The organism is Streptomyces sp. NPDC053542 (genome assembly GCF_044544685.1).
In the GTDB taxonomy this organism is placed as follows: domain Bacteria; phylum Actinomycetota; class Actinomycetes; order Streptomycetales; family Streptomycetaceae; genus Streptomyces.
Window position 1 is genome coordinate 330,169 of sequence record NZ_JBITXL010000006.1, and the last position, 13,491, is coordinate 343,659.

9 protein-coding genes are annotated in these 13,491 nt (G+C 74.0%); 2 read left to right on the forward strand and 7 right to left on the reverse strand.

Going from position 1 to position 13,491, the window contains the following annotated elements; genetic code table 11:
- Window positions 1-23: 23 nt before the first annotated feature.
- Window positions 24-935: an SDR family oxidoreductase gene (locus ACIGXO_RS19280; protein ID WP_399787899.1), complete on the reverse strand. Its 912-nt coding sequence runs from the start codon at window positions 933-935 to the stop codon at window positions 24-26.
- A gap of 102 nt (window positions 936-1,037) precedes the next feature.
- On the opposite strand from ACIGXO_RS19280, the gene ACIGXO_RS19285 reads away from it, so the two are divergent.
- Window positions 1,038-1,973 carry a cyclase family protein gene (locus ACIGXO_RS19285; RefSeq protein ID WP_399787902.1) on the forward strand — a complete coding sequence of 312 codons (936 nt, stop codon included), beginning with the start codon at window positions 1,038-1,040 and terminating at the stop codon, window positions 1,971-1,973.
- A gap of 258 nt (window positions 1,974-2,231) precedes the next feature.
- Here ACIGXO_RS19285 and ACIGXO_RS19290 read toward each other — a convergent pair whose 3' ends face one another.
- The 4 genes from ACIGXO_RS19290 to ACIGXO_RS19305 all read right to left on the reverse strand — a co-directional run bounded on the left by ACIGXO_RS19290 (window position 2,232) and on the right by ACIGXO_RS19305 (window position 6,458).
- The gene (locus ACIGXO_RS19290; RefSeq protein ID WP_399787905.1) at window positions 2,232-2,714 is read right to left on the reverse strand and encodes an ATP-binding protein; all 483 of its coding nucleotides are present in this window, start codon (window positions 2,712-2,714) and stop codon (window positions 2,232-2,234) included.
- Between the two features lie 414 nt (window positions 2,715-3,128).
- Window positions 3,129-4,103 (reverse strand): acyl-CoA dehydrogenase family protein, encoded by a 975-nt coding sequence (locus tag ACIGXO_RS19295; RefSeq protein ID WP_399787908.1) that lies wholly within the window; start codon window positions 4,101-4,103, stop codon window positions 3,129-3,131.
- A gap of 2 nt (window positions 4,104-4,105) precedes the next feature.
- A complete protein-coding gene (locus tag ACIGXO_RS19300) occupies window positions 4,106-5,260 on the reverse strand; it encodes an acyl-CoA dehydrogenase (protein WP_399787911.1) in 1,155 nt (384 codons plus the stop codon).
- Between the two features lie 7 nt (window positions 5,261-5,267).
- Window positions 5,268-6,458, reverse strand: coding sequence for an amidohydrolase family protein (locus tag ACIGXO_RS19305; RefSeq protein ID WP_399787914.1), 1,191 nt, complete (start codon window positions 6,456-6,458; stop codon window positions 5,268-5,270).
- Between the two features lie 157 nt (window positions 6,459-6,615).
- Between ACIGXO_RS19305 and ACIGXO_RS19310 the strand changes: the two genes are divergently transcribed.
- A complete protein-coding gene (locus ACIGXO_RS19310; RefSeq protein WP_399787917.1) occupies window positions 6,616-8,220 on the forward strand; it encodes a class I adenylate-forming enzyme family protein in 1,605 nt (534 codons plus the stop codon).
- Here the strand turns inward: ACIGXO_RS19310 and ACIGXO_RS19315 are convergent.
- A complete protein-coding gene (locus ACIGXO_RS19315; RefSeq protein WP_399787920.1) occupies window positions 8,187-11,228 on the reverse strand; it encodes a serine/threonine protein kinase in 3,042 nt (1,013 codons plus the stop codon). The genes ACIGXO_RS19310 and ACIGXO_RS19315 overlap by 34 nt on opposite strands.
- Window positions 11,229-11,533: 305 nt before the next feature.
- Window positions 11,534-13,402 carry a serine/threonine-protein kinase gene (locus tag ACIGXO_RS19320; RefSeq protein WP_399787923.1) on the reverse strand — a complete coding sequence of 623 codons (1,869 nt, stop codon included), beginning with the start codon at window positions 13,400-13,402 and terminating at the stop codon, window positions 11,534-11,536.
- Between the last annotated feature and the right edge of the window lie 89 nt (window positions 13,403-13,491).

The window sequence follows — 13,491 nt, forward strand, 5'->3', positions numbered from 1 at the left end:
TGTTCTGGGCCGCCGTGGCCCGGCTACGCATTCGGGCGTTCCTTCGCGGCCGCGGCGGCCGCCATCGCCTCCAGGCGGTCCAGCAGCGGCATGGGGTCGGTGCCGACCGTCCCCGGGAGGAAGTCGGCGATCCGTTCGGGCGTCCACGGGCCTTCGTTGTACGCCGCGCGCAGCTCCCGGGGCTGTGCCCAGACCGCGATCTTCGGCCCGGCCACCGTGTACACCTGACCGGTGATCCCCTCCCCCTTGGCGCGCTCGCTCAGCAAGTAGACGACGAGCGCAGCGACGTCCTCGGGCTCGCCGATCTCCTTGAGCTCCATGGGGACGCCGGCGGACATACGGGTGCGCGCGACGGGCGCCACGGCGTTCGCGGTCACGCCGTACTTGTGCAGCCCCAGCGCCGCGCTGCGTACGAGGGAGATGACGCCGCCCTTGGCCGAGGCGTAGTTGGCCTGGGAGACGCTGCCCTGGTGGTTGCCGCTGGTGAAGCCGATGAGGGTGCCCGCCTTCTGGCGCCGCATCACCGCGGCGGCCGCCCGGAAGACCGTGAACGTGCCCTTGAGGTGCGTCGCGATCACCGGGTCCCACTCCGCCTCGGACATGTTGAACAGCATCCGTTCACGCAGGATGCCGGCCACGCACACCACGCCGTCGATGCGCCCGTAGCGCGCGAGGGCCGTGTCCACGATGCGCTGTCCGCCGTCCATCGTGGCGACGTCGTCGGCGACCGCGACGGCCTCGCCGCCGGCCGCCTCGATCTCCTTCACCACCCCGGCGGCGACCTCGCTGCCGGGCTCGCTGCCGTCCACCGAGACGCCGTAGTCGTTGACGATCACCCTGGCGCCCTCGGCCGCGGCCGCCAGCGCCACGGCCCGCCCAATGCCGCGGCCCGCCCCCGTGACGGCGACCACCTTGCCGGTCAAGAAGTTCCCCATGCCGCGCCCCTTCCCGCAGTTTCTGACGGACCGTTAGATTTTTGAGCAGGCGCGGTACGAAGACAAGCCCCACGACCCGACCGAATCCCCCGAGGAGGGCACATGCCCCTGCCGCCGGAGTTCCACGAGATCGCCCGACGTGTGAACAATTGGGGGCGGTGGGGGCCGGACGACGAGATCGGCACGCTGAACCTGATCACCGCGGACGTGGTGCGCGCCGCCGCCGCGACCGTCCGCAGCGGCCTGCGCATCCCGCTCGCGCTGCCGCTTCTGCAGGACGGCGTGCAGACCGGCGCCATACCGGGGCGGGTCAACCCGCTGCACACGATGGTGGCGGTCAACCATGAGATCTTCGGCCCGGACACGGTCGCGACCAGCGACGACGTGGTGACCATGGGCCTGCAGGCAGCCACCCACTGGGACGGCCTCACGCACGTCTCGCACTCGGGGAAGCTCTACAACGGCCGCCCGGCCACCGCCGTGACCGCCCACGCCGGCGCCACCGCGCTCGGCATCGAGAAGGCCCCTCCGGTGCTTTCCCGCGGCGTGCTGCTGGACGTGGCGCGCGTACGGGACGGCGGCGGCGACCGGCCGCTGGACGGCGCGCACGCCGTCACCCCCGAGGACCTGGAGGCCGCCGAGGAGCTGGCCGGCACGGCCGTACGCGCCGGTGACGTCGTCCTCGTACGCACCGGGCAGCTGCGGCGCTACCTGGCGGGCGACAAGCAGGGGTACGCGTTCCCCTCACCGGGGCTGTCGGTCCGTACTCCTGAGTGGTTCCACGCCCGCGACGTGGCCGCGGTCGCCAACGACACCCTCACCTTCGAGATCTTCCCGCCGGAGATCGCGGACCTGTGGATGCCCGTGCACGCGCTGCACCTCGTGGAGATGGGTCTGCTGCAGGGCCAGAACTGGAACCTGGAGGAGCTGTCGGCGGCCTGCGCCACAGAGGGGCGCTACGCCTTCCTGCTCTCGGCGGTGGCGGAGCCATTCGTCGGCGGCTCCGGGGCGCCGGTCGCCCCCGTAGCGGTGCTCTAGCGGGAGCCCGGCCCCGTAGCGGTGCTCCAGCGGGAGCCGTCCGCGGCGGGCCCGCGGAAGGGCCGCCCGGCCAAGGTGGCGGTGCGCTCATGCGCACCCCGAGCGCGGCACCGCGGACCGCCACCCGGCTCCGGGCGCGACCCGCACTCGCCAAGGGGGCGTCTCCCCCGTACCCTCGGCGTCCCCTCGCGGCGAATCGCTGCCCCAAGCGTGATCAAGGTGCCACGTCTCGTCAACACCTGGTCTGGACTTTTTCCGTTACATCCTGTTTGTGACGGCACACGGCTGCTCGTACGCCCCCAACGCGCCCGGCTCGGACCCCGTCGCCATCAGCAGCGACCGGCCGCGGTCCACCTCGCACCAGATGCGCTTGCCCGGCCCTTCGGGCTGCCAGCCCCAGCGGTCGGCCAGCCCGTCGACCAGCTCCAGGCCGCGGCCGTTGGTGTCGTCGCCCTCCGCACGCCGCGGCCTCGGCGGGCGGGCGCTGCCGTCCACGACCTCCAGCCGCACCGTCCCGACCACGGGCCCCGCGCCGGAGAAGCGCAGCCGCAGCTCGGCGTGCGAGCCGGCATGCACCACGGCGTTGGTGACGAGCTCGGAGACCAGCAGGATCAGCGTCTCCGCCAGCGGCTCGTCGGCCCTTATGCCGGACCCGGCCAGCCGCGACCGGGCCCACCTGCGGGCCCGCCCCACCTCAGCGGGGTCGGGCCGCACCTCCAACTGCACCTGAAGCACCTGCACCGCTCACACCATCCGAACCGGCGGAAACATCGCCTCGCGCCTCCACGGGATCACGGTGCGTGATCCCGATGAAGCACAGCATGGTTGACGTTCAGTCACCCCAACAAGCGCTTCAGGCATATTCCAGCGGAAGGGAGTATGCGTGCTGCATACTGTGCGACGCGCAGTGCGGGGAGTCGAACGCAGGGGATTCGCGGGCCCCTGCCCGGCACGAGCGGTACGCATCCCGCGCCCCGGAGATGCCTCGCAGGCAACGCCGGGACAGTTGCGCCTCAGAACCACTCGCACCCGAGCGAGCGTACCCGAGCGCCGCACCGACTCCCCCGCGTAACGAGTCACGCGAAGGACACAACCCGATATCGACGCAGCGTGACCGCTCATCCGTGCGGAGTCCGACATTCCGCTCAACGGCCGTCACACAGCGATATGACCGTCGGCCAACGCCGTCGCCAGCGCTTCCTCCCCCGCGGCCGCCGACTGCCAGCTCTCCGCGCGCAGCCAGGCCCGCTTCAGGAGCAGGTGCACGTCCGCCTCCCAGGTGAATCCCATGCCGCCGTGCACCTGAAGGCAGTCGCGGGCGTTGCGTACGGCGGCGTCGTCGGCGAGCAGCTTCGCACCGGACACCTCGGCCGGATCTTCGGTGACAGAGGCCGCATAGACGGCACTTCGGGCGAGCTCCACCCGTACCAGCATCTGCGCACACAGGTGCTTGACCGCCTGGAAGGAGCCGATCGGGGCCCCGAACTGCTCCCGCTGCCGCGCGTACGCCACCGCCGCCTCCAGGGCCTGCGCGGCCCCGCCCAGCTGCTGCGCGGCGGTCAGCAGCACCGCCTCGCGGCGCAAGCGGGGGACGTCCGCCGCGTACGGTGCGCCGGACGGGCCATCGAGGAGCCGGGCGAGCGGCGTCAGTGGGTCCACCGAGCGCACCGGAGCCGTCCGCAGACCGTCCGGCGCACACCGGTACGCAGCGCGCTCCGCCACCACGATGACCTCATCGCAGTCGGACGGGTGTTCCCACAGCGCCGGGGCCGACGCCGCGTCGCACAGCCCGGCGACCCGCTCGCCGGCCGCCGCCCCGTCCACCGCACCGGCCAGCAGCACCCCGGCCACCAAGGGCCCCGGCAGCAGCGCCCGCCCGGCCTCCTCCAGCACCAGGACCGCTTCCGGCAGCCCGAGCCCCGCGCCGCCGTCCGCCTCGGGCAGCAGCAGCGAGAAGAAGCCCGCGGCCGCCAGCTCGCGCCACAGGGCGCGGTCCAGTACAGGTCCGCCGTCCGCCGCTTCGCAGGCGTCCACCGCCGCGCGCAGCCGCTCCCGGGGGAAGCGCCGGGCCAGCACTTCGTGCACGCCCGCGCGCAGCGCCCGTTGGTCGTCGGTGAGGTGGAAGTCCACGGTCAGCGTCCCTTCGGGAGGCCGAGGAGCCGCTCGGCCACGATGTTCTGCTGGATCTGGGAGGTGCCGGCGGCGATCGTGTACGAGAGGGCCGAGAGCCGGTCGGCGATCCACTCCTGGTCCGCGTCGAGCGACCCGGCGCCCAGCACCTCGGCGGCCGCGTCGTACAGCTCCTGCCGGGCGTGCGAGTACCGCAGCTTGAAGACGGAGCCGCCGGCGCCGGGCACACCGCCGCTGCGCTGTGCCTCGCTGACGTTCCACTGCGTGAGCCGCCACAGCGCGGCGAACTCCGCGGCCAGCCGCCCCAGCCTGCGCCGCAGTACCGGATCGTCCCAGCGGCCGTTCTGCCGCGCTGCGCGGGCCAGTTCCGCCAGCACCCGGCGGCACGCCACCACCTCGCCCACGAAGGCGGTGCCGCGCTCGAAGGAGAGCGTCACCATCGTCACCCGCCAGCCGTCGTGCTCGGCCCCGAGGCGGTTCGCCACCGGCACCCGCACCTCGTCGAGGAAGACCTCCGCGAACTCGGCGGTCCCCGTGAGCGTGCGCAGCGGCCGTACCGTGATGCCGGGCGCGTCCATGGGCATCGCGAGCCAGCTGATGCCCCTGTGCCGCGGCGCCTCGGGGTCGGTGCGCACCAGCAGCTCGCACCAGTCGGCGACCTCGGCGTGCGAGGTCCATATCTTGCTGCCGCTGACCACGTAGGCGTCGCCGTCCCGCACCGCCTTCGTACGCAGCGCCGCCAGATCCGAACCGGCGTCCGGCTCACTGAAGCCCTGGCACCAGATCTCCTCGCCGCGCAGTATCGGGGGCAGCCAGCGGGCGCGCTGCTCTTCGGTGCCCTCGGCGGCGATGGTGGGCCCGGCGTGCAGCAGCCCGACGAAGTTCGCGCCTACGTAGGGAGCGCCCGCCCGCTCGGTCTCCTCCAGGAAGATCAGGTGCTGGGTGGGCGTCGCGCCCTGCCCGCCGGCGTCCGCGGGCCAGTGCAGCCCCGCGTACCCCGCGTCGTACAGCAGCCGCTGCCAGGCCGTGTCGTAGGCCCTGCGGCCGGGCCAGTCGGCGGCGGCGGGCCGGGCGGGGAGCTTCGGCAGCACCTCGCGCAGCCACGCGCGCAGCCGGGCCCGGAAGTCCTCCTCCTCGTCCGTGTACGTGAGGTCCACCCGGGCCTCACTTGTCCAGGCCGAGGCCGAGCATCCGGATCGCGTTGCCCCGCATCAGCTTGTACACGGTCTCCTCGTCCAGCCCCTTCACGTGGTCGAGCGCCACCTCCTTGGTGTGCGGGAAGGTCGAGTCCACGTGCGGGTAGTCCGTCTCGAAGGTCGCGTTGTCCCGGCCGACCGCGTCCAGTGAGGCGACGCCGTGCTTGTCCCGGAAGAAGCAGCAGAAGATCTGCCGGTAGTAGTACGTCGAGGGCGGCTCGGGGATCAGGTCGCGCACCCCGCCCCAGGCCCGGTGCTCCTCCCACACGTCGTCCGCCCGTTCCAGCGCATACGGGATCCAGCCCATCTGCCCCTCGGAGTACGCGAGTTTCAGCAGCGGGAACTTCACCAGGACGCCGCTGAACAAGAAGTCCATCATCGACGCCATCGCATTGTTGAACGAGAGGGCGGCCTGCACGGCGGGCGGCGCGTCGGGGGACGCGGCCGGCATCTGGGAGCTGGACCCGATGTGCATGTTGACGACCGTGCCGGTCTCCTCGCAGGCCGCGAAGAAGGGGTCCCAGTAGCCACTGTGGATGGACGGCAGTCCGAGGTGGGTGGGGATCTCGCTGAACGTCACCGCCCGCACCCCGCGCGCGGCGTTGCGCCGCACCTCTTGGACGGCGAGGCCGATGTCCCACAGGGGCACGATGCACAGCGGGATCAGCCGGCCGCCGCTGTCGCCGCACCACTCCTCGACCATCCAGTCGTTGTACGCCCGCACGCACGCCAGCGCGACCTCCTTGTCGTGCGCCTCCGCAAAGGTCTGGCCGCAGAAACGGGGGAAGGTCGGGAAGCACAGGGACGCCTCGACGTGGTTGAGGTCCATGTCCTTCAGGCGCTCGGCCGGGTCCCAGCAGCCGGGGCGCATCTGCGCGCGGGTGATGCCCTCCAGCGTCATCTCGTCGCGGTCGAAGCCGACGGCGGCGATGTTGCGCTTGTACGGGAACTTCAGGTCCTCGTAGATCCACCAGTCGGTGGGCGGGCCGTCCGGGTCCATGGTGATGACGTACTTGCCGCCCACGTACGCCAGCTCGCCGATGCCGGCGGTGAGCGGCCTGGGCCCGCGGTCCCGGTACTTCGCCGGCAGCCAGGTCTCGAAGAGGTGCGCGGGCTCGATCACGTGGTCGTCGACGCTGATGATGCGCGGTAGCTCCATGGGAGTCCCCTGTCCCCTCGTCACCCGACGAATATCTGACGGGTAGTCAGTTACTGGACGCAGGCTAGCCCCCGCCCCCTGGACCGACAAGGCACACGCCCTTACGCTCCGGCCAGAATCTGATGGAGCGTCAGTTACCGGTACACCTGGAGGGCGTATGGCGGGCGAGACCCTGTGGGGGCTGGTCGTGGACCGGGCCGACCGCACTCCGGAGGCCACCGCGCTCATACAGGCGAGGGACGTTCCGGAAAGCGAGGTATCCATCGGCTTCGGCGCGCTGCGCGCCCGCGCGGAACGGGTCGCGGCCGGGCTGAACGCGCGCGGCGTGCGCGCCGGCACCCGGGTCGTCTGGCAGCTGCCGACCCGTATCGAAACGGTGCTGCTCACCCTCGCCCTGGCCAGGCTGGGCGCCGTCCAGAGCCCGGTCGTCCCGCTCTACCGCGACCACGAGGTGGCACACGTACTGCGCCGCACCGAAGCGGAGTTCTTCCTCACGCCCGGCACCTGGCGCGGCTTCGACCACACCGCCATGGGCCACCGGATCGCCGCCCGGCGCCCCGGACCGCTCACGGTCGCCGACGTGTACGACGTGCTGCCCGACGGCGACCCCGGCAGCCTGCCGCCGCCGCCCGCCGACCCCGGGGAGACCCGCTGGATCTACTGGACCTCGGGCACCACCGCGGGCCCGAAGGGCGTCCTGCACTGCGACCGGGCGCTGCTCACCGCCGGCACCGACCTCGGGCGCGCGCTGCGCGTGCGGGCGCGCGACGTGGGCTCGATGGCGTTCCCGTACGCGCACGTCGCGGGCCCCGATTACACCGTCATGCTGCTGCGGCACGGCATCCCGGCCGTCCTCTTCGAACACTTCGCGCTGCCCGAAGCGCTGGGCGCGTACCGCCGGCACGGCGTCACCATCGCGGGCGGCTCCACCGCCTTCTACCAGCTCTTCCTCGCCGAACAGCGGCGCCGGGCCGCCGGCTCCGGACCGCTCCTCCCCGACCTGCGTCTGTTGGCGGGCGGCGGGGCGCCCAAACCTCCCGGGCTGTACTACGAGGTGGTCCGCGAGCTGGGCTGCGCCCTCACCCACGGGTACGCGCTGACCGAGGCCCCGATGGTGACCATGGGCGACCCGCTCGACGACGACGCGGACCTGGCCACGGCCGACGGGCGGCCGCCGGCCGGCATGGAGATCCGCATCGGCGCGGACGGCGAGATACGGCTGCGCGGCCCCGCCGTGTGCCAGGGGTACCTCGGCGAGCCGGACCCGTTCGACGCCGACGGGTTCCTGCCCACCGGCGACCTCGGGCGGCTCACCCCCGAGGGGCGGCTCGTCGTCACAGGGCGGCTCAAGGACATCATCATCCGCAAGGGCGAGAACGTCTCGGCCCGGGAGATCGAGGACCTGCTGCAGCCGCATCCGGACATCCGGGACGCCGCGGTCATCGGGCTTCCGGACGCCGAGCGCGGGGAACTGGTGTGCGCGGTGGTGGAACAGCGGGACGGCGCGCTCCCGGTAACGGCGGAGGCGCTGGGCGCGTGGCTACGAGAGCGCGGGCTGGCGCCGCACAAGGTGCCCGAACGGGTGGAGCGGGTGGACGCGCTCCCCCGGGGCGCGACGCTGCGCAAGGTGTTGAAGGGCGAGCTGCGCGCCCGGTTCGCACCGGGCGCGCACGGTGCCGCCTGCGCCGACTCCGGGTCCAGCTCCGGCTCCGGCTCCGGCTCCGGTGCTCAGGGGCGGAAGGACGTCGACGCCTGTTCGTAGAAGCGGTCCACCTCGGCCCGGTCGCGGTCCGGGCCGATCACCAGGACAAGGTGGTAGCGGCCGCCCTCCAGGAGCGCCATGTTGCGCGCGTACGTGGCGGAGCCGCTGTCCTCGCCCCAGGTGAAGGTGCCCTCCGCCATGGCCGTCCGGCCGACGTCGGTGCGCCGCAGCCCCGAGGACGAGGTCCAGTTCGCGTCGCGGAACGGCGCCAGCTCGGCCTCCTTGTCCTGCTGGTACGCCATCGGGTCGGACCCGAACCGCTTCGCGGTGTCCCGGCCCGGCACCACCAGAAGCGTGAAGGCGCCCTTCGTGTAGCGCACCTGGCCCTCGGAGTTCTTGGCGTGCCGCTGCCAGCCCTCGTGCACGGCGATCCGGAAGCCCTCGGGGTCGTCGCGCATCTTGAAGCCGTCGGCCAGGCCGTCCGGTGCGGTGGTCCGGGGGTGGGTACTGCTCGGGTCCGCGCTGTCCGGCTGCGACTGCGCCGGGTCGGGCGCGGGCGCGCCGGTATCAGTACCGCTGGGCACGCTGCTCCGCGTGTTCCCCGCGCCCTCCGGGTCCGTGCCGTTGCTGGGCAGGAAGACCGCGGCGACCACCACCGCGCCGACGACCAGCAGGAGCACGAGGCCGAGCAGCAGCATGCCGAGGCGGCGCGGGCCGCCGCGGGGCGTCCGGTCGCGGTCCGGCCGCGGCTCGCGCTGCCGGGTGCGGTCGTGGTCACGGGCGTCGTCGTAGGCGCGTGGGGGCCGTGCCGGGCGCGCGGGAGGTGGTGGCGCCGGGTGGGCGGTGGGCGCCGCGGTACCGTGCGGGCGCTCGCGGCGCGGGCGCGGCTTCTTGTGCCGGCCGCGTCGTACGAGCTCGCCGCGGCGGCGCACGATCGGCAGCCGGCGCGGGTCGGCGCCCCGCTCCAAGGCCGGTACGGTCACGACCGCGCGGCCGGCCTCCGGCTCCGGTGCCGCGCGTACCAGGGAGCGCAGCCAGCCGCGCAGCTCCTCGAAGTCGGGACGTTCGGTGGGGTCCTGGCGCAGCAGCGATTCCACGACCGGGCGCAGCGCGCCGCACTCCTCCGCGTGCGCGGGCGGGCGGGCGCACACCAGTTGGACCAGTTCGGCGGCGCTCTCCTCGGCGTACGGGGCGTGGCCCTGCACGCTGCGGAAGAGCAGGGCGCCGAGTGCCCAGAGATCGGCGGGCGGGCCGACGGGCGGCGCGAGCTGCCAGTTCGCGTGGACGGGGCCGGCCTGTTCGGGCGCCCAGCGCTCGGTGACCGCGCCGACCATCGTGATCCGCGCCTGGCGCGCCCGCTCGGCCTCCAGCGCGTTCCCCGGCGCCGCGCCGGGGTGCACACCGGTGCCCGGCCCTCCCTCCACGCCCTTCACGCCGGTCGCCGTACCGGCGGGACGGTTCTGCGGCGGCACGGCCGAGCCCGCGGGGCGGTTCTGCGGACCGGTCGGCAGCGCGTGCGTGCCGCCCTGCGGCCTGCGCACCGGGCCCGGCAGCCCGCCTCCGTACGCGGCACTGCCCGGCGCGGCCGGCTGCCGGGGAGCGGGCGGCACGGCACCGGGCCGCCCGTGCTGCGGCGCGCCCGCGGGCCTCGGCGGCACGCCCGGCGGGCCCGGCGGGACGGCGGTGCGGCCCTGCGTTGCGGCGGGCTGGCCCTGGGACGGGCCGGGGCGGCCCGGTACGCCCGGCGGCCCCGGCGGCAAGGCGGAACGGTTCCCCGGACCGGCCGTGCGCGCCGCCGCGGCCCTGGCCCCCGCCCGGTACGCGGCGATCGCCCCGGCACGCGCCCGCCGCGGATCGTCCTCCGCCGCACCGGCCCCCGCGGCGCCGCGCCCCGAGTCATCGCGCTCAGGCCCCCCGGAGGGCCCCGGCACCGCCTGCGTCACCCCACCGCGTCCCCCACCGGACGCGGCGGACACCCGCGGCCCCGCCTCCGAAGGCGTACGCGCCCCGGGCACCCCAGCAGAGCCGCCACGCACGGCCCCACCGGGCGCCGCACCGTGCGATGCAGCCCCACCGGGCGCCGCACCGTGCGATGCAGCCCCACCGGGCGCCGCACCCTGCGATGCAGCCCCACCGGGCACAGCCCTTCCCAGCGCAGCCCCACCGGGCGCCGCACCCTGCGATGCAGCCCCACCGGGCGCCGCACCCTGCGGCGCAGCCCCACCGGGCACAGCCCTTCCCAGCGCAGCCCCACCAGGAGCAGCCCCACCAGGAGCAGCCCCTCCCGACACAGCCCCACCAGGCGCAGCCGAACCCGGCACGCCCCCACCGGACGCAGCCCCGCCTCCCGCGCGCCACTCCCGTACGACGCCCGGGCGTACCGCCCCCGGTGGCGGCTCCGACTCGCGGGGGACCGGGTCGTAGCCGCACAGGGCCTCCTCCGCGGCGCCGGCGGCCAGGCCCGTGAGGACGACGCGGCCGTCGTCGCAGACCAGGACCGTGCGCGGGGTGATGTTGCGGTGCGTCCAGCCGTGCGCGTGCACGGTGCGCAGGGCGGTGAGGAGGTCGGCGGCGATCTCCGCAGCGCGGTGCGGGGACAGCGTGCGGTCGGCGAGCAGCGCCGACAGCGGCCGGGCCGGGATCAGTTCGCTGACGATCCACAGGCTGCCGTCCTGCGCGAAGACGTCGAAAACCTGGTCGAGCCGAGGGTGGTCCGGGATGCGCGCGGCGGCCTTCGCGGCCTCCAGGGCGCGCCGCACCACGGGATCGGACGGATCGCGGTCGGCCCGCGAGCCCCCGCCCGAACCGGCCCCGAAACCGGCACCGGCACCGGCACCCGTACGCCGCCCACGCCCCTCACCGCCGTACCCCTGGCCGCCCCCGGCCCCCGTGTCGTACTCGTCGACCAGTTCCGCGTCCACGACCTCCGGGAGCGGCACCTGACGGACCAGCACCTGCTGCCCGCTGCGCGTGTCCAGCGCGCGGGTCAGGAGCGGCTCGGGCGCGTCCGGCGGCGGCACAGGAAGGCGATAGCGCTCGGCGAGCACTCGCCCCGCGTACTCGTCCACGACGCCTCCCCAGTGCGCGCGATGCCCGCGGCCAACCGCTGGACCGTTCTTTCCCCCCGGCACAGCGGTCCGTGGTCGGTTCCAGTCGCAATACTGCCGAAATGCGGCCGCGTACGGTCTATGTGAGGCCACGATACGTGTCCCGGGTCCACCTGGGGACCGCTCGGCGCAACAGCAATCACCCGCCCCGGCGGCTTTCTGCCACCGGAGCGGGCGGAATGATCAGTCCCTCATACGGACGCGCGGGACAGCAGTTACGCGGGTGCCGGAATCAGAGGCCGGCTCTCCCCCAAGGCCGAAGCCCGTCAGTCCTTCACAGCAAACGTGCGGAACGCCGTCTCCCGGAGCTGGCGGCACTCCTTGTCCGGCCAGGTCCCCGCCTTGCAGGTGATCATGATCGCGTAACCGTGGCCGCCGTCGACCTTGAAGCCGCGGTTCAGTATGCGCACCTTCTGCCCGCGCTGCTCACGGGTGAACGACCAGTCGGCGACGGTCGGGTAGTCCCGCCAGTCGGCCTTCTTGATGCCGATGAGGTGGTAGCCGGAGCTGCTGCCGCGCACCGCGGGCTCCAGGCTGCGCCAGGCCGCGGCGGCGTCGTTGCTCGGCTTGGAGTTGAAGTCGACCTGAATGCGCGGGAACCCGCCGGACGCGCTGTAGATGCCGCCCGAGTTCTGCCCCGCCGTGCCGGTCTGCTTCCAGCCCTCGGGCATCGCCATCGTGAAGTGGAACCGGCCGTTGGAGATCTTCTTGAAGCCGTCCGGGAGGGCGTCACCGCCCTTGTCGTCGCCCTTCTCCGCGTCGTCCTTGCCGTCGCTCGCGTCGCCCTCGGACGGCGCGCTCGTCCGCTCGGCCGGTGTCCCGTCGCTCGCCTGCGGGCTCGCGTTCCGCTCGCCCTGCGGCTTGTCGGACGCGGGGGCCGCGTCGGCGCTCGGCCCGGCCTCCTTGGCCGTGTCCTTGCCCGGGGTGTCGTCCCCGGCGCTCAGCGCGAAGGCCAGCACCGCGCCGAGGACCACGAGGACGGCGACCACCGCGACGATGACGAGCGTGCGCTTCGGTACGACGTCGGTCAGCGAGGCCCGGGTCGTGTCCGAGGCCGGCCGGCCGGACGCCGGCGTGCCGCCCGGCTTCGGCGCGGAGCGGGCGGCCGCGGCGGCCGCCGCGGCGTTGCGTACGGAATTCAGGGCGCCGCGCATCCGCTCCCTGGCCGGCTCGGCGGCCGCGCCCGCGGTGGCGGCGGAGGGTCTTGGCGGCGCCGCAGGCTCCGGCGGCAGGGCCGGCAGCGCCATCATGCGGGTGGCCTCGGCGGGCTTCTCGGCCGGCTCGGCGGTCTCCTCGGGCGCGTTGACCGCGGCCGTCAGCAGCGCGCGGGCGGCCTCGTCGCTCAGCCGCCCGGCCGGGTCCTTCACCAGCAGGCCGTAGATGACCTCTTCGAGGGCGCCGGCGCTCTTGGGCGGGTCCACCGGCTCGGTCATCACCGCGGTCAGGGTGGCGATCGCGGAGCCCTTGTCGTACGGGGGCACGCCCTCGACGCAGGCGTACAGCAGGCCGCCCAGCGACCACAGGTCGGACGGCGGGCCGGGCTTCTGGCCGCGGGCCCGCTCGGGGGAGATGTACGAGGGCGCGCCGACGAGCATGCCGGTGGAGGTGACCGAGGGGTCGCCCTCGACCTGGGCGATGCCGAAGTCCGTGAGCACCACCCGGCCGTCGTCGGCGATCAGGACGTTGGACGGCTTCACGTCGCGGTGCAGGATGCCCTCGCGGTGCGCGGCGCGCAGCACGTCCAGGACGGCGAGGCCGACCTCGGCGGCGCGGCGCGGCGTGAGCGCGCCGTCGTCGCGGATGACCTCGGCGAGCGAGCGGCCCTCGACCAGCTCCATGACGATCCACGGGCGGTCGTCCTCGTCGACCACGTCGTAGACCGTGACCGCGCCGTGGTTGCGGATCCTGGCGATCGCCTTCGCCTCGCGCAGCGTACGGGTGATCAGGCGGCGCTTCTCGTCCTCCTCGACCCCGCCCGGGAAGCGCAGTTCCTTGACCGCGACCGTGCGGCCCAGGACCTCGTCCCGTGCCCGCCAGACCGTGCCCATCCCGCCCCGGCCGAGGACATCGCCCAGCCGGTAACGGCCGGCGAGCAGCCTGCCCGTCTCGCCGTCCTTGGCGTCCTCGTCGCCCACTGAATCCCCTCTGCAATCCAGCCGAGTTGGCAACCGCAACACCAAACTGCCCCAACTCGGACAACCCACCCTGGCAGAGCCTTCATTCT